The following is a 24,925-nucleotide window of genomic DNA, read 5'->3' on the forward strand; positions in this document are numbered from 1 at the left end:
GTCCAAGGGAGATCGTCATGAAAACTCAGATTTGCATTGTTGGCGGTGGACCGTCCGGACTGTTGCTGGGCCAGCTTTGCCATCAGGCTGGTATCGATGCTATCGTGCTCGAACGACGCTCGCGCAAGCATGTGCTCAGCCGGATCCGGGCGGGCGTGCTCGAACAGGGGTTCGTCGACCTGCTGCAGGAGGCCAAGGTCGCCACGCGGATGGACACCGAGGGTTATCCGCACGACGGCACGGTGATTTCCTTCGAGGACATGGAAGTTCGTGTGGACTTCCGCAAGCACACGGGCACCTCGGTGATGGTCTACGGCCAGACGGAAGTGACGCGCGACCTGTACGAGGCGCGCGACCAGACTGGCGGTCTGACGCTTCACGACGTGGACGAGGTCGAGCTTGGCAACGCCGCGCTGGACGGCGATGAGGGCTGCACGGTCTCCTTCACGCACGACGGCCAGCGCAAGACCATCGAATGCGACTACATCGCCGGTTGCGACGGTTTCCATGGTCCCTCCCGCCGGGCGATCCCGGCAGAGAAGCGCAAGGAATTCGAACGCGTCTATCCCTTCGGCTGGCTTGGCATCCTGTCCGAAACGCCGCCCGCGCACCATGAACTGATCTACGCCAATTCGGAGCGGGGCTTCGCGCTGTGCTCCATGCGGAACGAGAGGCTCAGCCGCTATTACCTGCAGGCGCCGCTGACCGACAGGGTCGAGGACTGGTCCGACGACGCCTTCTGGGCAGAGCTCAAGCGCCGCATCCCCAGCCGCATCGCCGAGACGCTTGTCACCGGCCCGTCTATCGAAAAGAGTATCGCCCCCCTGCGTGGCTTCGTCTGCGAGCCGATGCAATACGGGCGGCTGTTCCTCGCGGGCGACGCGGCCCATATCGTGCCGCCGACCGGTGCGAAGGGCCTGAACACGGCGGCCTCGGACATCCATTATCTCTTCGAGGCGCTCAAGGCGCGCTACCAAGAACGCGATGCCGCCGCGATGGGAGGATATTCCGAACGCGCGCTGGCCCGCGTCTGGAAGACCCAGCGCTTTTCTTGGTGGATGACGAAGCTGCTGCACCGCTTTCCCGACACGGATCCCTACGAACTGCGAATCCAGCGCGCCGAGATCGAACACCTCGCCACTGTCGAAAGCGCGCAGCAAACCATGGCCATCAACTACGTCGGCCTGCCATACTGAGATGGGCGCCGATCTCCGAAAGGATCGTCGCGCCCCGCGGAGGATACATGACCAACCGTTACGAAACAGGCATGAAAGTGCGCCGCCGCATCCTCGGCGATGCCCATGTGGACCGGGCCGAGGCCGCCAAGACGCCGTTCGACACGCCGTTCCAGGAGATGATCGCCGAAACCGCCTGGGGCAACGTCTGGGCGTCGGACCGGATCACCGACAGGGAGCGCTCTATGCTGACGCTGGCGGTGCTGGCGGCGACCGGCAGCTTCGATGAGATCCCGATGCACATCCGCGCCACCGCGCGCACCGGTGCATCGAAGGAGGACGTGGCCGAAGCCTTCCAGCACGTGGCGATCTACGCCGGTGTGCCGAAGGCGAACCACGCTCTGAAACTTGCCAAACAGACCTATGCCGAAATGGAAGACCAGGGAAACGCGCACCCCTGAGGAGGAAGACCCGAATGACCAACGGATACACCGCGCGGGACAGGGGCTGGCACCCGCCGGCGCTGACCCCGCTTTACAAGACCAGCGTCGCGCGCAGTCCGCGCTTCGCGCCCATCGGTGCAGCGACGTCACTGTCGGAAGAGACCGGCCCGGTCTTCGGGCATGACCTTCTCGGACCGAAGGACAACGACCTGATCACCAACTTCGCCGCGCCCGGCGAAATGGCCATCGGGCCGCGCATCGTCGTTCAGGGCACCGTCCGCGACGAATTCGGCCGCCCCGTGCCGCACACGCTCGTGGAGGTCTGGCAGGCCAATGCGGGCGGGCGTTACCGCCACAAGAAGGAAGGCTACCTTGCGCCGCTCGATCCGAACTTCGGGGGCTGCGGGCGCTGTATCACCGACGAGAACGGCTTCTACGAGTTCCGCACCGTGAAGCCCGGTCCCTATCCGTGGCCCAACGGCCCGGACGACTGGCGCCCGGCCCATATCCACGTCTCCGTCTTCGGTCACAGCTTCGCGCAGCGGCTGATCACGCAGATGTACTTCGAGGGCGACCCGATGATCTGGCAATGCCCCATCGTCGGCACCATCCCCTCACGCGAGGCGATCGAGACGCTGGTCGCCCGGCTGGACCGCGCCGGATCGATCCCGATGGACGCGCTTTGCTACCAGTTCGACATCACTTTGCGCGGCCGCCGCCAGACGATGTTCGAAAACCGCATGGAGGGGATGTGATGACCGGACCGATGACGCACCGTGCCAAGGAAAGCCCCTCGCAGACGGCGGGCCCCTACGTTCACATCGGCTGCACGCCCAACTTCCTCGGGATAGAGGGCGTGTACCCGGAGGACCTCGGCACGCGCTTGATCACCGGCGATCCCGCCGGAGAGCGCATCACCATCAAGGGTCGCGTGATCGACGGCGCGGGCAACGCGCTGAAGGATGCCCTGATCGAGGTCTGGCAGGCCGACGCCGAAGGCAGGTTCGCCGGCAAGGGCGGGGCCGAGGGCTTCACCGGCTGGGGCCGTTCGCCCGGTGACATGAACACCGGCGAATTCACTTTCGAGACGCTGAAACCCGGCCGGGTGCCCTTCCCGGATGGCCGCCTCCAGGCGCCCCATGTCACCTTCTGGATCGTCGCGCGCGGTATCAATCTCGGCCTGCACACCCGGATGTATTTCGCCGACGAAGAAGAGGCCAATGCCGAGGATCCGATTCTCACCCGGATCGAGCATCAGTCGCGCGTCCCGACTTTGCTGGCGCGGAAGGATGGCGATGCCTACCGCTTCGACATCCACCTGCAGGGGCCGGATGAAACCATCTTCTTTGATATCTGATGATACCCTGACGCCGGGGGACTTTAGCGGTCTCCCGGCTTCTCTGTTTCGCAAATACTCACTATCCTGAAGGTCCCAAAAGGACCAACGCCCGAGGCTGTTCATGACCAAACCCTGCATCATCTGCGTCGCCATCACCGGCTCCGTACCGAAGAAGAAGGACAATCCGGCGGTGCCGATCTCCATCGAAGAGCAGGTGGAAAGCACGCAGGCCGCGTTCGAGGCGGGGGCGTCGATCATGCACGCGCATGTGCGCAACGACGACGAATCCACGACTTCTGACCCTGAGAAGTTCGCGCGGCTGGTGGAAGGCATCCAGAAACACTGTCCCGGCATGATCATCCAGCTTTCGACCGGAGGTCGCTCCGGGGCGGGGCAGACGCGTGGCGGAATGCTGCCGCTGCGCCCCGACATGGCGTCGCTGTCGGTCGGATCGAACAATTTTCCCAGCCGGGTCTACGAGAACCCGCCGGACCTCGTGGATTGGCTCGCCTCCGAGATGAAGACCTACGGGATCAAGCCGGAAATCGAGGCCTTCGATCTCAGCCACATCTTCAAGGCCGCCGAGATGAACCGTGACGGGCGTATCCCGGGCAAGCTCTATGTTCAGTTCGTGATGGGTGTCAAAAACGCCATGCCTTGCGACCGCGAGGTCTTCGACTATTACATCAAGACGGTCGAACGGCTGGCGCCGGACGCCGAATGGTGCGCGGCCGGGATCGGTCGGCACCAGGTCGAAGTCAACGAGTGGTGCATTGCCGCCGGCGGGCATACCCGCACGGGGCTTGAGGACAACGTTCGCTGGGACCGCGACACACTCGCTCCGTCGAACGCCGCGCTCGTGGAGCGCGCCGTGAAACTCTGCGAGAAATACGAGCGCCCCGTGGCGACCTACGCACAGGCGCGCGAGATGCTGGGGCTGCGCGCCGCCTGAGGCGCCCATCCCGGAAGCGGCCGGAATATTGGCGCGACGGTAAGCACGATGGCTATCTGGCCGCCGCATGGCGTGTGGCCGGATGCCCGGTGTGCGCTCAGGACATGATCATCGCACTGAAGCACGCGTTTTGCACGGCGGGCACGGTCCCCGGTGGGGTGACGAGGAAATTCTGTTCAAGCAGCACCTCGTCGTCTTTCCTGAGCTGGAAGCGCCACGGCCCTTCCACCATTTCGAAGGGTTTCTCGAACGTGAAGAGGTTGACCGCCGGTTCGCCGGGGTCGAGCGGCGCAGACCAGATCTCCACTTCCTGGCCATTCTCGCCCATGGGCGGATGGCTCACCACAACCTCTAACAGCAGTGGTTCGGACTCCGCGTCCAGCCATGCGCCGATGCCGAAGGAAATGCCTAGTTCCGCCGGAACGATCTGCGTTACCACGTCCACCGTCTGGTGCTGGTCGATGAGGTTGATGATACCGGAAACCGTGCCCGGCTCCTCGCGGCTGCCGTTCTTGGCAACATCGCAATGCACCCCGAACTGCATATCGGACAGCGGCGGTCGCACGAAGCCGCCGGTCTCCTGCGCAGAGGCGGCAGCGGACATCGTCAGGAAGGCGGCGATCAGGCAGGTGCGAAACATGGTCTTCCCTTTCGAGAACCGGTTGCCGCCTATATCTAGCACGGCTCGGCAGGTGGGCGCAGGCAGGATTTCCGCACCACGGCAAGAGACCGCCTGAAAACGAAAAAGTCCTTCGCGGGTGGACCGCGAAGGACTGGAGCTCATGTTATGCGATGGGCGTCAGCCGAGCGCTGCGGCCTTCACGTCGTCGTCGATGTAGGGCACGTACTGGGCGAAGTTCTCTGCGAACATACCGACCAGTTTCTCGGCCTGCGCGTCGTAGGCTTCCTTGTCGTCCCAGGTCTTGCGCGGGTCGAGCAGCATGTCCGGCACGCCCTCGACATGGGTAGGCACTTCGAAGCCAAAGTTCGGGTCCTTGCGGAACGGCGCGCTGTTCAGCGATCCGTTCAGCGCGGCGTGCAACAGGGCGCGCGTGGCCTTGATCGGCATGCGAGAGCCGGTGCCGTATGCTCCGCCTGTCCAGCCGGTGTTCACCAGCCAGCAGGACGACCCGTGCTTGGCGATCTTCTCGCGCAACAGGTTGCCGTAGGCTTCCGGGCGGCGCGGCATGAAGGGGGCGCCAAAGCAGGTGGAGAAGGTGGGCTCTGGCTCTGTCACGCCGCGCTCGGTTCCCGCCACCTTGGAGGTGAAGCCGGACAGGAAGTGATACATCGCCTGCGCCGGGGTCAGCCGCGCGATGGGAGGCAGCACACCGAAGGCATCGCAAGTCAGCATGATGATGTTTTTCGGATGTCCGCCAAGCGCCGTTTTCGACGCATTGGAAATATAGTGCAGCGGGTAGGCGCAGCGCATGTTGGCGGTAAGTGAATCGTCCTCGAAGTCTAGGTCGAAGGTCTCCGGATCGAACACCATGTTCTCGATCACCGTGCCGAACTTCTCGGTGGTGGCGTAAATCTCCGGCTCTGCCTCGGCAGAGAGGTTGATCGTCTTGGCGTAGCAGCCGCCCTCGAAGTTGAAGGTGCCGCGGTCGGACCAGCCGTGTTCGTCGTCACCGATCAGCACGCGGTCCGGGTCTGCGGACAGGGTCGTCTTGCCGGTTCCGGACAGGCCGAAGAACACGGCCGTATCGACGGGGTTGTTCGGCGCGTGGTTGGCAGAGCAGTGCATGGCCATGATGCCCTTGCCCGGCAGGATGTAGTTCAGCAGGGTGAAAACGGATTTCTTGTTCTCGCCCGCATACTCGGTGTTGCCGATCAGGATCAGCTTCTTTTCGAAGTTCAGCGCGATCACCGTCTCGGTCCGGCAGCCGTGCTTGGCCGGGTCGGCCTTGAAGCTGGGGCAGTTGATGATGGTGAAATCGGCGGTGAAGCTGTCCAGGTCCTCACGATCGGGGCGACGCAGCATGTGGCGGATGAACAGGCCGTGCCACGCCAGCTCGGTCACCATGCGGACGTCTATGGCATTGGCCGGATCGGCGCCGCCCACGAGGTCCTGCACATAGTAGTCTCCACCCTTCATGTGCTCGAGCATGTCGGCATGCAGCCGGTCGAAGGCCTCGGGCTCCATCGGGGCGTTGTTTTCCCACCAGATCGAGTCCTCGACCGAAGGGGTCTTGACGATGAACTTGTCCTTGGGGGAGCGACCCGTGTAGGTGCCGGTGGTCACGAGGAAAGAGCCGCCCTTGCCAAGCGTCCCTTCGCCCCGTTTCAGAGCCGCTTCGATCAGCGCGGGCTCCATGAGGTTGTAATAGACATTGCCAAGCCCTTCGATCCCTTGATCTTCAAGCTTGAATTGCGGGTTCACCCGTCCAAATGTCATCAGCATAGCTCCTGTGCAGCGCTTGTCCGAGAAAGAAAATTACGCGACGACATGCGCCGGTAATCGATCCTTTAGCACGTCGTTTTTCCGGGTGAACAGGACGCATTCGCGCAGTTAGCGATACCACCCGAGGTTTAGCGATACCATGTCGTCTGGCGGGCGGATGCCTGCCTGCTTTGTAAGAAACCTATACATAAGCAGTGGGACATTTTAGCCATTCCTTTGTCAAATTCGGTTCCCCTTGGGAGAGGCGCGGAGTCCGATTCGCAGTTAAGGATTGCCGCAGGGCGAAAAATCGCTGATACTTAGGGAAAAAATACAAAAACAGAGCAGTACAAGGACAATACCATGTCGAAAATCGCCCTCGTGGACGATGACAGGAACATCCTGACATCGGTATCGATGACTCTGGAGGCAGAGGGATTCGAAGTCGAGACCTACAATGACGGACAGGCCGCACTGGACGCCTTCACCAAGAAGATGCCCGATATGGCCGTGTTCGACATCAAAATGCCGCGCATGGATGGCATGGACCTGCTTCAGCGTGTTCGCCAGAAATCCAAGATGCCGGTCATCTTCCTGACGTCCAAGGATGACGAGATCGACGAGGTTCTCGGCCTGCGCATGGGCGCGGACGACTACGTGAAGAAACCTTTCTCGCAACGCCTTCTCGTTGAACGGATCCGCGCGCTCCTGCGTCGCCAGGAAGCGGTGGCCGGCGACGCGGTCGGCGAGACAGAAGAGACCAAGCTGATGACCCGCGGGTCGCTGACAATGGACCCGCTGCGGCACGCGGTGACGTGGAAGGGGCTCGACGTGTCTCTGACCGTGACCGAGTTCCTGCTGCTGCAGGCACTGGCGCAGCGCCCCGGTTTCGTGAAGTCGCGAGATCAGCTGATGGACGTGGCCTACGACGATCAGGTGTACGTGGACGACCGGACAATCGACAGCCACATCAAGCGGCTGCGCAAGAAAATGCGCTCTGTCGATCCGGAGTTCTCCGCCATCGAAACGCTCTACGGCATCGGCTATCGTTACAACGAAGAGTGATGAATGGCGCTGGCCGAGCGGATCGCGATGGGTAAGGACGGCGATGAGAACCGTCGCGACGCCGATGTTGTGCTGGGCGACGACTGGGTCGCCCCGGACAGCACGGTGGAAAAGGAAATGCGTGCCACGCGTGCGCAGCGCGGACTGTTCACGCTCAATCGCTCTCCTCTGACCCGCAAGATCATCACGTTCAACCTGATCGCGTTGAACGTGCTGGTTGCCGGGGTGCTCTGGTTGAACTCGTCCCGCGATACGCTGGCCATCCAGCGTATCAACGCGCTCCAATCCGAAGTGGAGCTGCTGGCCGAGGTCTTCGAAAGCCAGCTGCAACCGGGTGCGGCGCCGCTGGGTTCAGCGCAGGGCGTCGACGTCGCGGCCATCCTGCAGGGTGTCGACCTGCGGGAGGGCACGCAGGTCATGGTCTTCGACAGCGCGACCTTCCTCGTCGGCGAGACGGAGGGCAAGATGCCCGCCGCGATCCCCCTCCGGGCGGAGGAGGAAAAGCCGACGGTCATCTCCGATTTCCTCAACGGTGCCTGGCAGGGGGTTGCCGGGCTTTTCTCTTATTTCTCCGGCATTATGGAGCAAACTCACCAAATATGGTTACATCACCATCAGAAAGTTTTCCACTACACTAAGCTACTGGATTCACGAAATATTTCAAATCCATTCCCAACATGTCCACAACTTTCACACAAGCCTTTGAACAGATTCAATAAGTGGACTCAGATACTTGCCTAAGTCGGCGCTTTGATTTCCAGCAAGAGAAAGGGTACACCTTTAGGTATCAACTGCGACACGGTGATTACTCTGCCTGCCGTGGCGAGGTCTTAGGACTGAGGCAGTATGCGGGTTCTGGCAGGCCCGCCAGTTGATGTAGCGGGCTGCGCTTTCGGGCGCGGTCCGCACTTACAAGTGCGCACGCAAGATTGGCCCTTGTCGCGACAGTTGACGGACTTGTTTTGCTTTAATCCGGTAGAACGAATCCACCCAAACTTCTGTGCCGTTTTTTGCTGACTTCAAAGCACACCTATAGTTTTTTCCATGGTCCGCGTAGTATCCGACAAGAACCTGCCTTGGATTCTTCTCGACTTGGACCACCACACCGCTCGCGATAGCGAGCGGTAGCCAGAGCAAATCAAAGTCGGTTACGTCGGGGTGCTTCTCGGCAATGTGGCGCAAGCCAGATTGCCCCAAATACACCCAAGGGCAAGGCCAGGATAGTTGGCGCCAAACGGAATCTGGGAGCACGCCTACCTGCCTAGGCTGCCCGTTCCTAACCTGCTGAACGTGCTCAAGAGTAAAAGTCATAAGGCGCGTAATTCATCGCCTGCTTGTCTCTACGTCAAGATCTAAAGCTTCCGTACACTGAAACAAGAACGCCGCGCTAAACCCGCCTCGGCTTATCTTGTTCGCAACACCGCCCTTGCTCATCTCAACGCCTATCGCGGCCAACCTTTCGGTTAGCTGCTCTATGGTTACGCCTTGCTGGCGCATAGCATCGCGCAAGAACTCCTTGGCCCGGTCTTCAAACTCTGCGTTGACAGGGCTGCCCTTCCTAGCGGTGGGCTTCGGCGGCGCCCGCCGCTCGACCTTTCCGATTGCGTTCATATCTAGCCTCAATAATCACCGGATATGGTGATAATAACTGTTGACGGCCCGGTTGTCCAATGCGATAACGTAGTCACCATATAAGGTGATTCCCAGATGCCCCAGCACTTCCTCCTCTCTCCGAAAGCCAAGACCCTCTCGCTGGTCAAGATCATGCGCATGTCGGAAGAAGAGGCACGCAAGGCATTCCAAGGCCTGCGCTGGCCGGAAACTGATGGTGAGCCGATCTGCCCGGAATGTGGTTGCGTCGAGCATTACGACCTCAAGACCCGCCCTGTGTGGAAGTGCAAAGGCTGCGGCAAGCAGTTCAGCGCCACCAGCGGCACAACGTTTCACAGCCGCAAGCTGGCGATCCGCGACATTCTCGCCGCCATCGCCGTCTTCATAAACGGCGCTAAGGGCTACAGCGCCCTTCAACTGTCCCGCGATCTGGCCGTTGACTACAAGACTGCGTTTGTCCTGCTGCACAAGGTTCGTGAAGCCATAGAGAACGCTCGCGAAGCTGGCGCCCTGAAAGGTGACGTTGAGGTTGATGGCGCCTACTTCGGTGGGTACGTGAAGCCCGCCAACGAGCGCAAAGACCGCAAAGACCGTCGCAAGTTGGAGAACCAAACCGGCAAGCGCCAAGTTGTTGTCGTTGTCCGTGAGCGTGGCGGTCGCACTGTTACCAGCGTTGGCAAGACCGAAGCAGAGGGCGTGCAATTGGTTGCACGGACCGTCGAGCGCGGCGCAACGGTTCATGCTGATGAGGCGTCCCATTGGGACCGTCTGGCAGCTGCGTTCCCGATAAAGCGCATCAACCACAAAGAGGCATACTCCAAGGACGGCGCCTGCACTAACCAAGCCGAGAGCTTCTTTAGCCGCCTTCGCCGCGCTGAGATCGGCACGCATCACCATATTGCTGGCGCATACCTCGGTGCGTACGCTGCTGAAATGGCTTGGCGTGAGGACAACAACCGCGTTGCCAATGGATATCAGTTTGTCATGGCGGCGGGTGCCGCAGCGCTTGGCGGGAAGTCCGAGCGGATGTGTGGATACTGGCAGCGACGCGCCTAATAGGATGGATTCTGGACAAGAATCTTGACCAAACCAACCAAGCCAGATAAAAGCACAGACATCGGCGAGGAGTGGAAACCGCGCCGATGCCTGCTCTGAAACCCCTGTGGAGGGGATCAGGTTGGTAGAATGTCCCCCAACGGGGCTGCACCCGGATAGCCATGCTACGGCATCGCACACCGGCTGGAAGGGGTTATCCTCATGGGTTCCCCCTATGATACTCCCGGCAACTTCCAGTGCCGGGTCTGGCCTGAGGGGTCAGGAATGATAGCCGAGCAGGTCCCCGTCTTTGCCCTGTTCGTGCGCTTCTGAGGAGGCTGCAATCTCCTCGGCTTCTGAGCCGCCCTTGGGCGGCTCATTCTCTTTGGGAAGGGAGTATGTCCCATCCTCATTCTTTCTGACAGATCCCCGGTCAGAGAGGCGTTTAGTTGCCGTGTAGTAGTAGTTGCGATGCATGGAATTGATGTCAAAACCGACGGTTGGCAGCAAATCCTTGATTTCGTCGTTGGAAAGTGGCCCACCACCCATATCTTGAAGAACCCGAAGGATTGCATCCACCAAGGACATATCGGACCCGGCGTCCGAGCTCCTTGTTTTTTCAACATGGTGGGCCGCGTCATCAACATCAGTCAGGAGCACTTCCGCCGCAGCGATCTTGCGCTCAATGTGCGCGATTTGAGCGCGCAGCGAGGCAGCTTCCGCCCTCCACGTTTCAACGGTCTTGTTTGTGAGGGTAATGCTCGACATGACAGCCCCGATTCGATTTTCCGACATGTATACAGTGCGGCACGTCATCGGTCAATCTCACGTCAACATCATGATGTGCCAACGCCCATCAATCTCCACAGCTTGTACGGCCCCCACGGCCCGTGGTCTGTCGTAACGCCGCATTCCTCTATCAAGCCCTGACGTGCGCATTCCTTGATGCACGCCCCGATCCGCTTGCGTAGCGTTGCCATGGTAGCATCGTCAGCAGTAAGCCCGCGATCCTCACACCATGCCTCGGTGATCTGGCGGGACGTGAGGGGACCATCCGCCTCGCGCAGCATGTTCAACACGAACGCCTTGACGCTGCCCTTCTTGGCCCGGTGCTTGGTAACATATTGCTTTATGGCGTACGTGTCGGCCTGTGGATCGAAGAGACGGATAGCCGCGTCCAGGTGGTCTATGTCCACCGTTAGCTTCTTGATCTGTTCGCGGTAACGGTCGCGCAGCGCGGATAACTCAGCGTGCTTTGCGACCAAGCCCGCAACTGTGTTCGGGCGTTCATACTGAGGTTCGTTTTTCATGACCCCAGCATAGCTAACCATTTCAGGTTATTCAACTAACCATATTTGGTGAGTTTGCTCCATAATGCCGGGGAACTCCGGGAACTCGTCCATGAAGAGGACGCCATTGTGGGCGAGACTGATTTCGCCCGGTTTCGCGCCGCGCCCGCCGCCGATCAGCGCCGCCATGGAGGCCGTGTGATGCGGTTCGCGGAACGGCCGGGTGCGGTAGATGCCGCCATCGGTCAAGAGCCCCGCGATGGAGTGGATCATGGATGTTTCAAGCGCCGCGACCGCAGTCAGCGGCGGCAGGAGGGAAGGCAGGCGCGCGGCCAGCATAGATTTGCCCGACCCCGGCGGCCCGATCATCATGAGATGGTGGCGCCCGGCGGCGGCGATTTCGAGTGCGCGTTTGGCCCGCTCCTGCCCCTTCACGTCGCGAAGGTCGCGCGCGGAAGGATCGGCGCGGACTTCCCCCGGTCGAGCCGGTTCAAGGATCTCCTGCCCGGAAAAATGCCTGATGATTTCCAGAAGGTTGGAGGCACCGAGGACATTGCAGGCCTCCACCCAGGCCGCTTCGGCGCCGGATGCGCGCGGGCAGAGCAGGATGCGGTCTTCCTCGGCGGCGGCCATGGCGGCGGGCAGGGCGCCCAAAACGGGCACGAGTCCGCCGTCCAGGGACAATTCGCCAAGCGCCACAGTCTGCGCCACGGCATCCTTCGGCACGATCTCCAGCGCAGCCAGCAGCCCCAGCGCGATGGGCAGGTCGAAGTGCGACCCTTCCTTTGGCATGTCGGCGGGTGACAGGTTGATCGTGATCCGTTTCGACGGGAGCGCGATGGACAGCGACGTCAGTGCTGTGCGCACGCGGTCGCGCGCTTCGGAGACGGCCTTGTCCGGCAGGCCCACGATGGAGAACGCCGGGACACCCGGGGTTACGGCGCACTGAACCTGGACCGGGCGCGCCTCGACTCCTTCGAAGGCGACCGTGTATGCTACGGCAACCATGACTCCCTCGCGCTGTACCGATCCGGCAGATTGTCTCGGGACTGGTTAGAAAGGCGTTAACGACGTCTGTGTTCGAACCATCCGGCGGTGAAACTGGTGCGTCCATGGCTTAGGCGGTCTTGAAACAGCCCCTTGGATACTAACAGGTTTCCGATCTTTGCGGGCGGCCAAGGCGACCGCCAGCGCAATCGAATCCATGCGCACCGACGGACCTGTCGGATAGTCGCCAATCAACGCAACTGTCGCTCTACTTTGCGCAGGATCGACGCCTTGCCCTGTCTGCCAATCCGGGCGCGCGCACGTCTCAGGACTTCGAGACCGCGACCTCGATGAGGGCGAGGCCCTTGCGTGCAGCGACATGGTCGAGCGCCAGTGACAGCGAGGCGCGGAACTCTGCCACGGTTTTCGCATGGCGTGCAAATGCGCGCGAGGCCTCGGCGACCTTGACGAAATCCGGGCTGGGCGAGAGGTCGGTCAGGGGCACGGCGTTGGCGCGCGCGGCGTGACCGTCAGGGTAGATGTCCAGCACCGACTGTCGGACCGCGCCCCATTCGGCGTTGTTCAGCACAAGGACCAGCATCGAGATGCCAAGGCCCTCGGCGATCTGGTGGCAGGCGACCGGGTTGGCGAACATGTACGACCCGTCGCCCATCGTCGCCACCACCGTCCGTTCGGGCCGTGCGAGGGCAAAGCCCATCGCGGCAGGAAAGCCCCAGCCCAGCCCGCCGGAATGGGGCCCGTCGAACCAGCTTTGGTGTGTTTCCAGCTTCATCGACGGCAACTGGCAGCCGAGCTCCGAGAATATGGCGGCATCGCGGTTCTGTATATGCAGCGCGAGTTCGTGGCTGACCCAGCGTTTGGTCAGCGCAGCCGCCCCCTCATCTGCACGTGCGGCGTCGAAGCGGGCGGTTCTGTCCGTTTCGTTGATCTGCGCGATGGCCTTGGCGCGGTCCGCGGCTTTATGGCCGTCGGCGTCCCTGAGGTCTGAGAGGGCGCTTTCCAGCGCGAGGATGGCGGGCGAGATCTCGGACGTCACGGCGATGTCGCAGCGGAAATTCCGCACGCCCGAGCGGTCTTGCAGCGGGCGGGGGCCGATCTGGATGACGGTTGCGTCCTCCAGCGGTCCGGCCAGCGCAGGCGACCAGGGCGCCAGCACGTCAAGGCAGAGGATCACGTCGGCCCTTTCCAGCCAGGGGCGGGGGTCCGGGCCGGTGGCCATCGGGTGCGTCGTGGCCAGCGCCAGTTCGACGGCCCAGTATTGGCAGACCGGAATGCCCCAGGCTTCGGTCAGCCGTGCCAACGCATCGAAGGCTTCGGGGGAGCCGGCACCGTGCTGGGCGAAGATCACCGGGTTATTGGCCCCGGCGATCAGTCGGGCGATCTCGTCCATCGCCGCCGGGTCGGGACCAATCGTGGCGGGACGCATCTGCGGGCGGCGCAGGGCGCCCTCGGCAGGCACCGTCTCGCACAGCACCTCGCGGGGGAGGCTGACGTAGACCGGGCCCTTGGGCGTCGATGAGGCGATGCCATGGGCGCGGTCGGTCACATCGAAGACCTGTTCGGGGAAGCGCAGCTCGTAGTCCCACTTCGTCGCCTCGCGCACCAGACCGGCCTGGTCGAGCATCTCCTGCCCCCAGCCGATGGGCACCGTCCGCGCGCCCAGCCGTCCCCGTTCCAGCGTCGGCGTGCGGCCGGAAAACAGCAGCATCGGGATGTTGTCGCAGGCCGCGTTGATCGCGCCCATCGCCACGTTCGCAAGGCCGACGTTGGTGTGCACCATGACCGCCTGCGGGCGGCCGGTGGCCAGAGTGTAGCCGTGTGCCATGCCGATTGCCGCGCTCTCGAAGGCCACGGTGACAGTGCGGGGCAGCGTCATGCCCTCCGCCTCTGCCTCGGACAAGCCTTCGATGACTGGGGGAAAATCAGTGCCGGAATTGGCAAAGACGTAGTCGACACCCAAAGCGCTGAACCGCGACAGCAGCGCTGCCCCGGCGGTCATTCTGTTGTCTTCGGTCATCTCGGCCTCGCGCTCAATTTCTCACATAGTGAGGTGAAAATCGCTGTAGTGATCGAAAGCCCTGTTCGGCTTGTCAAGCGCCCCGCGCGCGTCGAAAACTGGCACTGGCAAGGGGCGGATGTCCCGAATGTTCTCGCCTTAGTTGCAGGCGAAACCGTCCTGCCGCGCGGCCGATCCGCGAGAGCTGGCGCAAGGGTCATTTGAACGGGGTTTAGAAAGACCGGCACAATTGAACGGCGTGCGTGCCCTCTCGGCAGATTTGCCATGAAAATCGCCTGCCGGGTAAAAGTACGTGGCGCTGCCGTGACGAACTTGTCCCAAAGTGCATCCTTTCAGTCCTGCGAAAGGATCACACCATCGAACCATGGGATCAAACACCTAGGGAGCGGGCCGTTGCCAAATTCAGGCATCCCCGACGCATGGCAGTCGTGGTTTCCCCGGAGACCGGCCGCCGACGCGCGACCCAGCAAGCTGCCGAGCGGATCGGCGGGGTATGTGCCGCGCTCCTCAGGTCACGCCAGCCCGCAACAGCACGCTGACAGCGCTGTCGAAATGTTCCGACATGGATGTCTCGGCGCGACTGGCATCCTGCGCCATGATCGCCGTCGCAATGCGTTCGTGGCATTTGATGTTCTCCCGGCGGTTCTGGTGCGTTGCCCGCGAGCGCCAGCCGATGGCCCAGGTCTGCCGCGTGATGATCCAGAAGCTGTCGACCAGCATAGCATAGAGGTGATTGCCCGAGGCCTTCGCGATCAGGGAATGAAAGCGAATGTCCAGTTCCATCAGCTCCGTGTGTCCCCCTTCGAGGGCGGCAAACATGCGGGTGGTGATGTCCAGGAGTTCCGTGGCTTCGGCGTCGCTGCGGCGCATCGCAGCCAGTCCGACGGTGCGCATTTCCAGCGTCCGGCGCACATCCAGTACCTGCTGGATGCTGATCCCCCGACTGTAGGTCGCATGATCCAGCACGAGGCTCAGGGCAGAGGCATCGGGCAGGGCCACGCGGGCCTTTCGAGACCCGCCGATATCGAGAATCCGCAGCGTCGCGAGGCCGCGTAGGGCCTCTCGGGTGACAGGGCGGGATACGCCCAGATGCTCGGCCAAGGCGGCCTCCGACGGCAGCGTATCGCCTGGCCGCAACGCTTGCGTGCGAATGAGGTCGCGGATGCCCGTCATGGCCATTTCGGCCAACCCCGGCTCACTGGATATTGGCTTCGTCAAAAGAGGCCTCTCAGCTCAGTTTCGCTTGGTTCCCGTCATCGAGGGGTCCCATCACAGGATATTCTGCCAGAATGCATGAATTTTGTCTGACAATCCATTGGAAATTGTCACAAAATATGGCGGCGATGGATCGTGGCAGATAGGGTCCGCCGCAACGAACGCCGTTGGCCTAAACCGGCCTCACCGGACGCTTAGGGAGGACATCTGACGTGAAGATCACCGCCATCCGCACCTATCGTGCGGAGGAATTCGCCAACGTGCTTTGGGTTCACGTTGAAACTGACGCCGGGATCACCGGCCTTGGCGAAACCTTCTACGGGGCCGAGGCCTGCGAGGCGCATATCCACAACACGCTCGCCGTGCGCCTGCTGGGCCAGAACCCGTTGAACATCGAGGCGCTGCACAAGGAGATGGTCAGCCTGCCCAACGCGCAGGCGTCGACCGGGGTCGAATATCGTGCGGCCTCTGCCGTCGATATCGCGCTGTGGGACATCTTCGGCAAGGTCGCGGGCCAGCCGGTGCATGTGATGCTGGGCGGCCAAAGCTGGGACCGCATCCGCGTCTACAACACCTGTGCGGGCACGCGCTATGTGCGGACCAACAAGATCAAGCCGGTCGATACGTGGAACCGCGATGAAGGCCAGTACGAGGATCTCGACGCCTTCATGACCGACGCGGGCGCGCTGGCGGAGAACCTGCTGGAAAGCGGCATCACGGCGATGAAGATCTGGCCCTTCGATCCGCCCGCGATCGAGAACAAGGGCATGTTCATCACCGCCGAACAGATGAAATCGGCAGTGAAACCCTTCGAGCAGATCCGCAAGGCCGTGGGCGACCGGATGGAGATCATGGTCGAGATGCACTGCCTGTGGAACCTGCCCGTGGCCAAGGACATCGCCCGCGTGCTGGAGGACTACGCCCCCCGCTGGTACGAGGACCCGATCCGCATGAACAACGCGCAGGCACTGGCGGAGTTCGCGGCGTCGACGAACGTCTGGACCTGCGCCTCCGAAACGCTGGGATCGCGCTTTGCCTACAAGGAGTTCATGGACCGGGACGCCGCGCATGTGGTCATGGCCGATCTTTGCTGGACCGGCGGGCTGACCGAGGGGCGCAAGATCGCTGCCATGGCCGACACCTACCACCGCCCCTTCGCGCCGCATGACTGCATCGGCCCTGTCGGCTTTGCCGCCGCGATCCACATGTCCTTCAGCCAGCCCAACACGCTGATCCAGGAATCGGTGCGCGCCTTCTACAACGGCTGGTATCGCGAGCTGGTGACCGAGGTGCCGCGCATCGAAGGAGGCTATGTCTACCCGATGGAAGGCCCGGGCCTCGGCACCGAGCTGCGCCCCGAATTCTTCGCGCGCGGCGACCTGACAACACGCATTTCGGAGGTTTCATGAGCCATCCCCTGTTCGATCTGACCGGCAAGACCGCCCTCATCACCGGCTCCTCCCGGGGCCTCGGCCGCGCCTTTGCCGAAGGCCTCGCGCAGGCTGGGGCGCGCATCGTCCTGAATGGCGTAAATGCCGACCGGCTGGAAACCGCCGCGCAGGAGATGCGCGATCAGGGCTTTGACGTGCTGACCTCGGCCTTCGACGTGGCGGATGAGGCGGCGATTGTCGCCGCCTTCGAGGCGCTGGATGCCGAGGTCGTCGACGTCGACATCCTCGTGAACAACGCGGGCATCCAGTTCCGCAAACCGATGCTGGAGCTGGACACCGCAGACTGGCGCCGGGTCATCGACATCAACCTGACTGCGGCCTTTGTCGTCGGCCGCGAAGCCGCGAAGCGCATGGCCAAGCGGGGCCGGGGAAAGGTGATCAACATCGGCTCGCTGACGTCCGAGCTGGCCCGCGCCACCGTCGCGCCCTACACGGTCGCCAAAGGCGGCATCAAGATGTTGACCAAGGCGATGGCCGCCGAATGGGGCGAGGCAGGCATTCAGGCCAACGCCATCGGCCCGGGCTACATGGTCACCGACATGAACGAGGCGCTGCTGTCGAACCCCGAGTTCGACGCCTGGGTCAAGGGCCGTACGCCGATGCGTCGCTGGGGTCTGCCGGAGGAACTGGCGGGCACCTGCATCTACCTCGCTTCGGACGCGTCGAATTATGTCTCGGGACAAATCATCTATGCCGATGGCGGCATGATCTCGGTTCTGTAGCCCATGATGAAGATCGTGTTTTACGGCATCAATGCCGCCGCCTTCGAGCCGGGTCTGTCCGAGCAACTGGAGATACCTCACGAGATCGCGGTGATTTCGGACGGCGCAGACGCCCCGGGCGAGGCCGAGGCGCTCGCCGGGGCCGACGTGGTCGTGGGCGTGCATCTCAAGGGGGCGGGCGTGCAGAGCGCACGTCTGTTCCAGCTGCCCGCCGCCGGGTACGACCTGGTCGACATGGCGGCATTGCCCGCGGGCTGTGCCGTGTGCAACGCCTTCGGCCACGAAAACGCCATCGCGGAATACGTCATGTCGGCGCTCTTGTCGCGGCATGTGCCGCTGGCGGATGCGGACGCTCGGCTGCGGCAGGGCGACTGGCATTACTGGGCGGGAGGTACGGAGGGGCTTCGGACCGAGCTGGGCCAGCAGAGCATCGGGATCGTGGGGCATGGCCATATCGGCAAGGCCGTCAAGGACCGTGCGCTGGCCTTCGGCATGAAGGTGCACGTGGCCAACCGCTCGCCGGTCGATGATGCACGCGTCACGGCGCATGGGCTGCAGGCGCTGGCCGGGATGGCGGGGCAGGTGGACGTGCTGCTGAACACGCTGCCGCTGTCGGACAGCACCGAAGGTCTGATCGGCGCCGAGGTGCTTGCGGCCATGCACGACGGTGCCGTCATCATGAACGTCGGGCGCGGTCCGGTGATCGACGAGGACGCGCTTTTTGCCGCGCTGAAGGACGGTCGTCTGAATGCGATCCTCGACACCTGGTACGTCTATCCCTCGAAGGACGCGCCGAACCCGCTGCCGTCGAAGCATGCGTTTCACGAACTGCCCAACGTCACCCTCACCCCGCACATGTCGGCCTGGACCAGCGGCACCATCGCCCGTCGCACGGCCACCGTGGCAGAGAACGTCAACCGGCTGGCGCGCGGCGACGCTCTGATCAACGTCATCAAGGAGGCCCACTCATGAAGGCAGTTGTCATCCACGGTGCGCGCGATCTGCGCATCGAAGACATGGCCCCCGCCGCGCAGCCCGGCCCTGGCGAGGTGCAGGTGCACGTGGCCAACGGCGGGATCTGTGGGTCCGATCTGCATTACTATCTGCACGGTGGCTTTGGCGCGATCCGCGTCCGCGAACCGATGGCGCTGGGGCATGAAGTCTCGGGCGTCGTGTCCGACGTGGGCGACGGCGTCGAAGGTCTGGCGGTCGGCGACAAGGTGGCCGTGAACCCTTCGCGTCCCTGCGCGCGCTGCGAATACTGCCTGCGCGGACAGCCGAACCAGTGCCTGGACATGCGCTTCAACGGCTCGGCCATGCGGATGCCGCATGAACAGGGCCTGTTCCGCGAGACGCTGACCCTGCCCGCGACGCTGGTAGAGCGTTTCGCACCGGAGGCCGACCTGGCCTTCGCCGCGATGACCGAACCGCTGGCGGTCTGTCTGCACGCCGTGCGGCAGGCCGGATCGCTGCTTGGGAAAACGGTGTTGGTGGCGGGCTCAGGCCCCATCGGTTGCCTGACTATCGCCGCCGCCCGTCTGGCCGGAGCAACACGGATCGTCGCGACCGACATCTCAGACACGCCCCTTGGTGTCGCCCGCGCGATGGGCGCACATGAGACGATCAACCTGGCCGCCACGCCGGAGGGGTTGGCCCCCTTCCAGCGCGACAAAGGCCAGATCGACGTCAGTTTTGAGTGTTCCGGCGCGCCACAGGCGCTTGGCGGGCTGCTGACCGCAACGCGGGCAGGGGGCACGGTGGTGCTGGTCGGTATGGGGGGCGAGGCCCCCTTGCCGCTGCAACTGACGGTCGCCAAAGAGCTGACCCTGCGCGGCGCCTTCCGTTTTCACGAGGAATTCGCCACCGCCGCCAGGGTCATTTCCGAGGGGCGCATCGACCTGGCCCCGTTGTTGACCGGCGTGCACGACACTGACGACGCTGTGGCGGCTTTCGATCTTGCCGCCGACAAGTCCCGCGCCATGAAGGTGCAAATCCGTTTCTCCGGCGCCTGACACGCCGGTTTCACCCAGAGGGAGGAGACCCCGATGACCTACAAGACCCTGCTCACAAGTGCGCTGGCCCTCGGCCTCACGGCCATGGCCGCCAACGCCCAGGACTACAGCTTCCGCTTCCAGTCCTCCGACCCGGCGGGCAACCCCAACTTCGAATTCCAGCAGGGCTGGACCGAAACGCTCAAGGAGATGAGCGACGGCAATGTCGTGGTTGAGCTGCTGCCCGTCGGCTCCATCGTCGATTACAAGGAAACCCAGGACGCGGTCGGCGCGGGCATCATCGACGGCCACATCACCGACACCTCTTACTTCGCGGGCAAGGACCCGGCCTTCGGCCTGATCGCCAACCCGGTCGGCGCATGGTCCGATCCGTCCGAGATGATCGACTTTGTCGAGAATGGCGGCGGCGCCGAGCTGATGAACGAATTGCTGAACCCCTACGGGCTGGAATTCATCGGCGTATCGACCCCCGGTCTCGAAGCGTTCGTCTCGAAGGTTCCGCTGGATGGCGTGGCAGACCTTGAAGGGCTGAAGGTCCGCAACCCCGAAGGACTGATCGCCAACGTCTTCCGTGCCGCGGGGGCCGCCCCGGTGAACCTGCCGGCATCCGAGGTCTACACCTCGCTCGACAAGGGCGTGATCGATGCGGCGGATTACTCGGTCTTTTCGGTCAACCAGGAGGTCGGCATGAACGAAGTCGCCACGCACCCGGTCTATCCCGGGTTCCACTCGCTGCCGCTGATCGAAGTTTCGATGAACAAGGCCAAGTGGGACGCGCTGCCCGAAGACGTGCAGGATATGTTCAAAGCGTCGGTCAAGGAATTCCAGCAGACCCAGATCAACGCCCTGAAAGAGCGCGACCTTGCCGCCATCGAAGAGGCCAAAGCCAAGGGTGACGTGACCATCCACGACTGGCCCGCCGAAGAGCGCGCCAAGTTCCGCGGCATCGCGCGCGGCGAATGGGAGAAGGTCGCAAGCCAGTCCGAGATGGCCCAGAAGGTCTATGACAGCCTGAACGCCTACCTGGAGTCCAAAGGCCTGATCAAGTGAACCGGACCGGGGCGGGCATCGCTGCCCGCCCCGGCACCTTGAAGCGCGGAGGAGAGACATGAGCGAATTGGCCAAGCGTGTGGCGCCCGAGGCGGGCCGCCTGGGACGCATCATCGACAAGGGCGGTTACGTCTTCGCGGCGGGTATCGTGCTGGCCGCGGGCATCCTTCTGCTCGAGGTCTTCCTGCGCTACGTCTTCAACAGCCCGACGCTTTGGGCACATGAGACAACGACCTTCCTCTGCGGGCTCGCGTTCCTTTACGGCGGCCTGTTCTGCGTGGCACGCAACAGCCACATTCGCGTCGTTCTGATCTACGACGCCATCGGGCCGCGCGCCCGGCGCTGGCTGAACGTCGCCATCTCGATCCTGTCGCTGATCGCCTCGGGCTTCTTCGCCTTTGCCAGCTGGATCATGGTGTCCAAGGCCTTCTGGACGCCGACCGGCGACTTTCGCATGGAAACCTCCGGCTCTGCCTGGAACCCGCCGACACCGGCATTGGTCAAGGGGTTCCTGCTGCTCATGCTCATCGCCATGGCCCTCCAGTTCCTGATTCTCGCTTTCAACTACCTGCGCGCGCCTGCGGATCGCGCTTCGGAGACCGACGTATGAGTGCCGTTCTGGATTTCGCCGCAATCGGCATCGGACCGCTGACTCTGTGGATGTTCGGCCTGATGGTTGCGTTGTTGCTGACCGGGATGCCGCTGGCCTTTGTCACACTGCTGGTGGCGCTGGTCTTTGCGGTGCTGGGCTATGGCACCATGGCGGTGCCGATCATAACCTCGCGCATCTACACCTTTGTCGAAAGCTTCGTCTTTGTCTCGGTGCCGATGTTCGTGCTGATGGCCGCGCTGCTGGACCGATCCGGCATCGCGCGCGATCTCTTCGATGCGATGAAGCTGATCGGCGGCCGGTTGCGCGGCGGCGTTGCGGTGCAGACGATCTTTGTCGCGGTGGTTCTGGCCGCGATGTCCGGGATCATCGGCGGCGAAATCGTCCTGTTGGGTATGATCGCCCTCCCGCAGATGCTGCGCCAGGGCTACGACCGCAAGCTCGCCATCGGCGTGGTCTGCGCTGGCGGGTCGCTGGGTACGATGGTGCCACCGTCGATCGTGCTGATCATCTACGGGCTGACTGCCAACGTCTCGATCGGAGACCTGTTCACCGCCGCCTTCATCCCCGGTTTCATGCTGGCGATGTTCTACGTGGTCTATATTCTCGTGCTGTCCTACAGCAGACCCAACATTGCCCCGCCGCCCGATCCGGTGCCCATGCCCGGCGCAGAAAAGATCAAGCTGCTCAAGGGCCTGATCCTGCCGCTGCTGGTCGTGTTCTTCGTGCTGGGCTCGATCTACGCCGGGATTGCGTCCGTGACGGAGGCCTCTGCAGTTGGTGTGGGGGGCGTGCTGCTGTCGACCGTGCTACGGGGCGAGTTCTCGCTGAAAATGCTGCGTGACAGTGCGATGCAGACGCTGGCGACCGTGGGCATGATCGTCTGGATCGGGATCGGTGCGACGGCGCTGGTCGGGGTCTACAACCTGATGGGCGGCATCCGCTTCATTTCCGAGCTGATGACGGGGATTTCCGATAATCCCACCGTCATCGTGCTGGTGATGATGGCGATCCTCTTTGTCCTTGGCGCCTTCCTCGACTGGGTCGGGATCGCGCTTCTGACGATGCCGATCTTCGTGCCGATCATCAAGACGCTCGGCCTCGACCCGGTGTGGTTCGGCGTGCTGTTTGCAATGAACATGCAGGTGAGCTTCCTGTCGCCCCCCTTCGGCCCGGCGGCCTTCTACCTGAAGTCGGTGGCCCCGCCGGATATTTCGCTGGGCGAGATCTTCCGGTCCCTGCTGCCCTTCATCGCGCTGCAAGTCCTGGCGGTCGGCCTGTTGATCGCCTTCCCGGGGATCACCGGACGCTGACAGGGTGATCTGTCGTCCTGCGGGCCTTCGTTCATGCCGAGGGCCCGCGGTTTCGTCATTGGTGGTCGAGGCGGCATCGGAGAGTTTTCACTGACAGCGGCAGTGCGACGTAAACTCGAAAATGCCGGAAGACGTCGGGAAAGACCGTGATGTCGCAATTAATGCCGCGATACATGTGTGCACGAACAGCGGACGTTCCGCGCGCCTGCATGCGCCATGGCATCGTTGACTGAAATACAATGGCGATCCCTGAAGGACTCGAACCCTCAACCTGCTGATTAGAAGTCAGCTGCTCTATCCAGTTGAGCTAAGGGACCGCTGCGACGTCTTTAATCCGATTGTGCAGGTAAACTCAAAGCGAAATCGGCATCGAGGTTGGCGACAGCGGACGTTGTACATATTCCGGCCATCGGGGCAGGTCAGAAGGCGTGTAGTGTCGTGCGGGCGGGTTCTGTTCGGGCGACGACCTGGCCGTTCGAGATAACGGCCAGCCGGGCGGGGCGCAGCCGCAGGGCTTCGATTGGATCGGTCGCGTCGAGCACCACGAGCGACGCGCGCTTGCCGGCCTGAAGGCCGAAATCCAGCCCCATGATTTCCGCCGGTGTGTCGGTGACCATGGTGTAGGCCGCGCGCATCTGGTCGGGCGCGGTCATATGCGCCACGTGCAGCCCCATATGGGCGACGTCGAGCATGTCGCCCGATCCCAGCGGATACCACGGGTCCTTCACGCAGTCCTGCCCGAAGGCCACGGTGACGCCGGCGGCGCGCAGTTCTGGCACGCGGGTCAGGCCGCGCCGCTTGGGGTAAGTGTCCATGCGGCCCTGAAGGGTGATGTTGATCAGAGGATTAGGAATCGCTGCAACCTGCGCCTCCGCGATCAGTGGTATGAGCTTGGCAACGTAGTAGTTGTCCATGGAGTGCATGGAGGTCAGGTGGCTGCCTGCCGTGCGGCCCTGCAGGCCGAGACGTATGGTTTCCGCTGCCAGCGTCTCGATATGGCGGGAGAGGGGGTCGTCGGATTCGTCGCAATGCAGGTCGACACGCAGGCCGCGCTTGGCGGCGAGCGTGCAGGCGGCTGTGACGGAGGCCGCGCCATCGGTCATGGTGCGTTCGAAATGCGGGATGCCGCCCACCACATCGACGCCCGCGTCCAGCGCCCGGACGACCTGATCCTCGGCGCCGGGCGTCCGATACCAGCCGTCCTGAGGGAAGGCGACCAGTTGCAGGTCGAGCACGTCCTTCACCGTCTCGCGGACCTCCAGCAGCGCCTCGACAGTATTAAACGTCTCGTCGGTGACGTCGACGTGGGATCGGATGGCGAGTACGCCTTTTCCGACGGCCTCACGGCAATAGCTCAGGGCGCGGGCGACGATGTCCTCCTTCGACTGGAGGCGCGTCAGGTCGCCCCAGAGGCCGATGCCTTCGAGCAATGTGCCGGACGCGTTCACCCGCGGCCGACCGTAGGACATTGTTGCGTCCATGTGGAAATGCACGTCGCAGAATGGGGCGGAGACCAGCTTGCCCGTGGCATCGATGACCTCGCCCGCCTCGGCGTCGATGCCCGGTTCGATGGCGGTGATGCGGTCGCCGGTGATCGCAATGTCGGCCTGTGTGCCGTCCGGAAGGGTGCCGCCCCTGACGAGAATGTCCATCGCCGTCTCCTTGTCCCGTGATCGTTTGGGGTCCCGTGATCTTTTGGGCCGGGTCCGAATGCACGCTCACCCATTTGCGTTGGCCGGATCCGAAGAGAGGCTTCCCGGCAACTTGGGCTTTCGGCTCCAGACCAGCCGTGCCTTGGCAATAGCATACGATGCCAGCACCCGCGAATTCTTCAGAAAGGTGGACGGCGTGTCTCGGGGCGTGTCAATTCGAGCGGCAGAGCACCTGCCCCTGTTGCGGAAAACGACGGCGGTCTGAAGCCGGTCGTCGGGGATCAGAAAGATGGGATCGGGGCAGGGAGTTGGAGCGCATGTCAGGTGACCAGTGGCGGGCGTGGATCATTGCGGGATTGGGGATCATCGACAAATGGGCGGGCTCCGATGGCCGGCCGCAGAGGGGGCGCTGCCCCCGCCCTTCGGGCCCCCCGAGGTATTTGGGCCAAGATGAAGGCCTTGGAGCTTTATGGGGCGCATCGGGTGGCTGTTCGTCTCTATTTACACTGGAGCGGCGCCTTTCGGTCACATCCCGGGCGGATTCCGCGCGGACATGGGATATGTGAACTGACCGGGAGTGGCT

The 24,925-nt window shown here is 62.9% G+C and carries 23 protein-coding genes, 1 tRNA gene and 1 pseudogene; 15 read left to right on the forward strand and 10 right to left on the reverse strand.

What is annotated here, in order from left to right:
* The first annotated feature begins 17 nt into the window (after window positions 1-17).
* From pobA to ABFK29_RS03350, 5 genes are all read left to right on the forward strand, one after another.
* Window positions 18-1,196 carry a 4-hydroxybenzoate 3-monooxygenase gene (pobA, locus tag ABFK29_RS03330; RefSeq protein ID WP_040603982.1) on the forward strand — a complete coding sequence of 393 codons (1,179 nt, stop codon included), beginning with the start codon at window positions 18-20 and terminating at the stop codon, window positions 1,194-1,196.
* 47 nt (window positions 1,197-1,243) lie between these two features.
* Window positions 1,244-1,636 (forward strand): 4-carboxymuconolactone decarboxylase, encoded by a 393-nt coding sequence (pcaC, locus tag ABFK29_RS03335; RefSeq protein ID WP_005854626.1) that lies wholly within the window; start codon window positions 1,244-1,246, stop codon window positions 1,634-1,636.
* 14 nt (window positions 1,637-1,650) lie between these two features.
* Window positions 1,651-2,373 carry a protocatechuate 3,4-dioxygenase subunit beta gene (gene pcaH, locus ABFK29_RS03340; protein WP_005854628.1) on the forward strand — a complete coding sequence of 241 codons (723 nt, stop codon included), beginning with the start codon at window positions 1,651-1,653 and terminating at the stop codon, window positions 2,371-2,373.
* A complete protein-coding gene (pcaG, locus tag ABFK29_RS03345; RefSeq protein WP_005854630.1) occupies window positions 2,373-2,975 on the forward strand; it encodes a protocatechuate 3,4-dioxygenase subunit alpha in 603 nt (200 codons plus the stop codon). The genes pcaH and pcaG overlap by 1 nt, the downstream gene beginning before the upstream one ends.
* Window positions 2,976-3,078: 103 nt before the next feature.
* On the forward strand, window positions 3,079-3,909 hold the full coding sequence (locus ABFK29_RS03350; RefSeq protein WP_005854632.1) for a 3-keto-5-aminohexanoate cleavage protein: 831 nt from the start codon (window positions 3,079-3,081) through the stop codon (window positions 3,907-3,909).
* A 97-nt stretch (window positions 3,910-4,006) separates the two neighbouring features.
* Here the strand turns inward: ABFK29_RS03350 and ABFK29_RS03355 are convergent, their stop codons facing one another.
* Both ABFK29_RS03355 and ABFK29_RS03360 read right to left on the reverse strand, forming a co-directional pair.
* A complete protein-coding gene (locus ABFK29_RS03355) occupies window positions 4,007-4,549 on the reverse strand; it encodes a DUF3859 domain-containing protein (protein WP_005854634.1) in 543 nt (180 codons plus the stop codon).
* 159 nt (window positions 4,550-4,708) lie between these two features.
* Window positions 4,709-6,307, reverse strand: a complete 1,599-nt coding sequence (locus ABFK29_RS03360) for a phosphoenolpyruvate carboxykinase (RefSeq protein ID WP_040604085.1) — start codon at window positions 6,305-6,307, stop codon at window positions 4,709-4,711.
* A 348-nt stretch (window positions 6,308-6,655) separates the two neighbouring features.
* Between ABFK29_RS03360 and ABFK29_RS03365 the strand changes: the two genes are divergently transcribed.
* Together ABFK29_RS03365 and ABFK29_RS03370 are read left to right on the forward strand one after the other, a co-directional pair.
* Window positions 6,656-7,357, forward strand: coding sequence for a response regulator transcription factor (locus ABFK29_RS03365; protein WP_005854638.1), 702 nt, complete (start codon window positions 6,656-6,658; stop codon window positions 7,355-7,357).
* A 3-nt stretch (window positions 7,358-7,360) separates the two neighbouring features.
* Window positions 7,361-8,098, forward strand: a complete 738-nt coding sequence (locus tag ABFK29_RS03370) for a sensor N-terminal transmembrane domain-containing protein (RefSeq protein ID WP_005854640.1) — start codon at window positions 7,361-7,363, stop codon at window positions 8,096-8,098.
* A 582-nt stretch (window positions 8,099-8,680) separates the two neighbouring features.
* Here ABFK29_RS03370 and ABFK29_RS03375 read toward each other — a convergent pair.
* Complete coding sequence (locus ABFK29_RS03375; protein WP_005854643.1) at window positions 8,681-8,968, reverse strand: DUF6471 domain-containing protein; 288 nt, start codon at window positions 8,966-8,968, stop codon at window positions 8,681-8,683.
* 96 nt (window positions 8,969-9,064) lie between these two features.
* Between ABFK29_RS03375 and ABFK29_RS03380 the strand changes: the two genes are divergently transcribed.
* Entirely contained in the window at window positions 9,065-10,024 is a 960-nt protein-coding gene (locus ABFK29_RS03380; protein ID WP_005854645.1) for an IS1595-like element ISSst2 family transposase, read from the forward strand.
* A 258-nt stretch (window positions 10,025-10,282) separates the two neighbouring features.
* On the opposite strand, the gene ABFK29_RS03385 is transcribed toward ABFK29_RS03380, so the two are convergent.
* From ABFK29_RS03385 to ABFK29_RS03405, 5 genes and pseudogenes are all read right to left on the reverse strand, one after another.
* Window positions 10,283-10,771 carry a hypothetical protein gene (locus ABFK29_RS03385; protein WP_157136373.1) on the reverse strand — a complete coding sequence of 163 codons (489 nt, stop codon included), beginning with the start codon at window positions 10,769-10,771 and terminating at the stop codon, window positions 10,283-10,285.
* Between the two features lie 68 nt (window positions 10,772-10,839).
* Complete coding sequence (locus tag ABFK29_RS03390; RefSeq protein ID WP_040604086.1) at window positions 10,840-11,313, reverse strand: hypothetical protein; 474 nt, start codon at window positions 11,311-11,313, stop codon at window positions 10,840-10,842.
* A gap of 51 nt (window positions 11,314-11,364) precedes the next feature.
* Window positions 11,365-12,300 (reverse strand): annotated as a pseudogene (locus tag ABFK29_RS03395) (YifB family Mg chelatase-like AAA ATPase); the annotation flags it as partial.
* Window positions 12,301-12,604: 304 nt separating this feature from the next.
* The gene (locus ABFK29_RS03400) at window positions 12,605-14,299 is read right to left on the reverse strand and encodes a thiamine pyrophosphate-requiring protein (protein ID WP_232281491.1); all 1,695 of its coding nucleotides are present in this window, start codon (window positions 14,297-14,299) and stop codon (window positions 12,605-12,607) included.
* Between the two features lie 525 nt (window positions 14,300-14,824).
* Window positions 14,825-15,535 carry a FadR/GntR family transcriptional regulator gene (locus tag ABFK29_RS03405; RefSeq protein WP_347100055.1) on the reverse strand — a complete coding sequence of 237 codons (711 nt, stop codon included), beginning with the start codon at window positions 15,533-15,535 and terminating at the stop codon, window positions 14,825-14,827.
* 209 nt (window positions 15,536-15,744) lie between these two features.
* Between ABFK29_RS03405 and ABFK29_RS03410 the strand changes: the two genes are divergently transcribed.
* From ABFK29_RS03410 to ABFK29_RS03440, 7 genes are read left to right on the forward strand one after another with little or no spacing between them, the layout of a single operon-like run.
* A complete protein-coding gene (locus ABFK29_RS03410; protein WP_005854656.1) occupies window positions 15,745-16,941 on the forward strand; it encodes a mandelate racemase/muconate lactonizing enzyme family protein in 1,197 nt (398 codons plus the stop codon).
* Entirely contained in the window at window positions 16,938-17,705 is a 768-nt protein-coding gene (locus tag ABFK29_RS03415; RefSeq protein WP_005854658.1) for an SDR family oxidoreductase, read from the forward strand. Before ABFK29_RS03410 ends, ABFK29_RS03415 begins: the two co-directional genes overlap by 4 nt.
* A gap of 3 nt (window positions 17,706-17,708) precedes the next feature.
* The gene (locus tag ABFK29_RS03420) at window positions 17,709-18,677 is read left to right on the forward strand and encodes a 2-hydroxyacid dehydrogenase (RefSeq protein WP_005854660.1); all 969 of its coding nucleotides are present in this window, start codon (window positions 17,709-17,711) and stop codon (window positions 18,675-18,677) included.
* On the forward strand, window positions 18,674-19,717 hold the full coding sequence (locus ABFK29_RS03425) for an L-idonate 5-dehydrogenase (RefSeq protein WP_005854662.1): 1,044 nt from the start codon (window positions 18,674-18,676) through the stop codon (window positions 19,715-19,717). Before ABFK29_RS03420 ends, ABFK29_RS03425 begins: the two co-directional genes overlap by 4 nt.
* Window positions 19,718-19,750: 33 nt before the next feature.
* On the forward strand, window positions 19,751-20,767 hold the full coding sequence (locus tag ABFK29_RS03430) for a TRAP transporter substrate-binding protein (protein WP_005854665.1): 1,017 nt from the start codon (window positions 19,751-19,753) through the stop codon (window positions 20,765-20,767).
* A 58-nt stretch (window positions 20,768-20,825) separates the two neighbouring features.
* The gene (locus ABFK29_RS03435) at window positions 20,826-21,377 is read left to right on the forward strand and encodes a TRAP transporter small permease subunit (protein WP_005854667.1); all 552 of its coding nucleotides are present in this window, start codon (window positions 20,826-20,828) and stop codon (window positions 21,375-21,377) included.
* A complete protein-coding gene (locus ABFK29_RS03440) occupies window positions 21,374-22,690 on the forward strand; it encodes a TRAP transporter large permease (protein ID WP_005854668.1) in 1,317 nt (438 codons plus the stop codon). Before ABFK29_RS03435 ends, ABFK29_RS03440 begins: the two co-directional genes overlap by 4 nt.
* A gap of 240 nt (window positions 22,691-22,930) precedes the next feature.
* Here ABFK29_RS03440 and ABFK29_RS03445 read toward each other — a convergent pair.
* Together ABFK29_RS03445 and ABFK29_RS03450 are read right to left on the reverse strand one after the other, a co-directional pair.
* A tRNA-Arg gene (locus ABFK29_RS03445) sits at window positions 22,931-23,007 on the reverse strand.
* Window positions 23,008-23,109: 102 nt separating this feature from the next.
* Window positions 23,110-24,342, reverse strand: a complete 1,233-nt coding sequence (locus ABFK29_RS03450) for a cytosine deaminase (RefSeq protein WP_005854670.1) — start codon at window positions 24,340-24,342, stop codon at window positions 23,110-23,112.
* Window positions 24,343-24,925: the final 583 nt, after the last annotated feature.

Source organism: Sagittula stellata E-37 (genome assembly GCF_039724765.1).
Lineage (GTDB): Bacteria > Pseudomonadota > Alphaproteobacteria > Rhodobacterales > Rhodobacteraceae > Sagittula > Sagittula stellata.

What these genes read in the sequence shown, in the direction of transcription:
- pobA (WP_040603982.1), top strand. Translation starts at nt 18, where the DNA reads ATGAAAACTCAGATTTGCATTGTTGGCGGTGGACCGTCCGGACTGTTG.
- pcaC (WP_005854626.1), top strand. Translation starts at nt 1,244, where the DNA reads ATGACCAACCGTTACGAAACAGGCATGAAAGTGCGCCGCCGCATCCTC.
- pcaH (WP_005854628.1), top strand. Translation starts at nt 1,651, where the DNA reads ATGACCAACGGATACACCGCGCGGGACAGGGGCTGGCACCCGCCGGCG.
- pcaG (WP_005854630.1), top strand. Translation starts at nt 2,373, where the DNA reads ATGACCGGACCGATGACGCACCGTGCCAAGGAAAGCCCCTCGCAGACG.
- ABFK29_RS03350 (WP_005854632.1), top strand. Translation starts at nt 3,079, where the DNA reads ATGACCAAACCCTGCATCATCTGCGTCGCCATCACCGGCTCCGTACCG.
- ABFK29_RS03355 (WP_005854634.1), bottom strand. Translation starts at nt 4,549, where the DNA reads ATGTTTCGCACCTGCCTGATCGCCGCCTTCCTGACGATGTCCGCTGCC.
- ABFK29_RS03360 (WP_040604085.1), bottom strand. Translation starts at nt 6,307, where the DNA reads ATGACATTTGGACGGGTGAACCCGCAATTCAAGCTTGAAGATCAAGGG.
- ABFK29_RS03365 (WP_005854638.1), top strand. Translation starts at nt 6,656, where the DNA reads ATGTCGAAAATCGCCCTCGTGGACGATGACAGGAACATCCTGACATCG.
- ABFK29_RS03370 (WP_005854640.1), top strand. Translation starts at nt 7,361, where the DNA reads ATGGCGCTGGCCGAGCGGATCGCGATGGGTAAGGACGGCGATGAGAAC.
- ABFK29_RS03375 (WP_005854643.1), bottom strand. Translation starts at nt 8,968, where the DNA reads ATGAACGCAATCGGAAAGGTCGAGCGGCGGGCGCCGCCGAAGCCCACC.
- ABFK29_RS03380 (WP_005854645.1), top strand. Translation starts at nt 9,065, where the DNA reads ATGCCCCAGCACTTCCTCCTCTCTCCGAAAGCCAAGACCCTCTCGCTG.
- ABFK29_RS03385 (WP_157136373.1), bottom strand. Translation starts at nt 10,771, where the DNA reads ATGTCGAGCATTACCCTCACAAACAAGACCGTTGAAACGTGGAGGGCG.
- ABFK29_RS03390 (WP_040604086.1), bottom strand. Translation starts at nt 11,313, where the DNA reads ATGAAAAACGAACCTCAGTATGAACGCCCGAACACAGTTGCGGGCTTG.
- ABFK29_RS03400 (WP_232281491.1), bottom strand. Translation starts at nt 14,299, where the DNA reads ATGACCGCCGGGGCAGCGCTGCTGTCGCGGTTCAGCGCTTTGGGTGTC.
- ABFK29_RS03415 (WP_005854658.1), top strand. Translation starts at nt 16,938, where the DNA reads ATGAGCCATCCCCTGTTCGATCTGACCGGCAAGACCGCCCTCATCACC.
- ABFK29_RS03420 (WP_005854660.1), top strand. Translation starts at nt 17,709, where the DNA reads ATGATGAAGATCGTGTTTTACGGCATCAATGCCGCCGCCTTCGAGCCG.
- ABFK29_RS03425 (WP_005854662.1), top strand. Translation starts at nt 18,674, where the DNA reads ATGAAGGCAGTTGTCATCCACGGTGCGCGCGATCTGCGCATCGAAGAC.
- ABFK29_RS03430 (WP_005854665.1), top strand. Translation starts at nt 19,751, where the DNA reads ATGACCTACAAGACCCTGCTCACAAGTGCGCTGGCCCTCGGCCTCACG.
- ABFK29_RS03435 (WP_005854667.1), top strand. Translation starts at nt 20,826, where the DNA reads ATGAGCGAATTGGCCAAGCGTGTGGCGCCCGAGGCGGGCCGCCTGGGA.
- ABFK29_RS03440 (WP_005854668.1), top strand. Translation starts at nt 21,374, where the DNA reads ATGAGTGCCGTTCTGGATTTCGCCGCAATCGGCATCGGACCGCTGACT.
- ABFK29_RS03450 (WP_005854670.1), bottom strand. Translation starts at nt 24,342, where the DNA reads ATGGACATTCTCGTCAGGGGCGGCACCCTTCCGGACGGCACACAGGCC.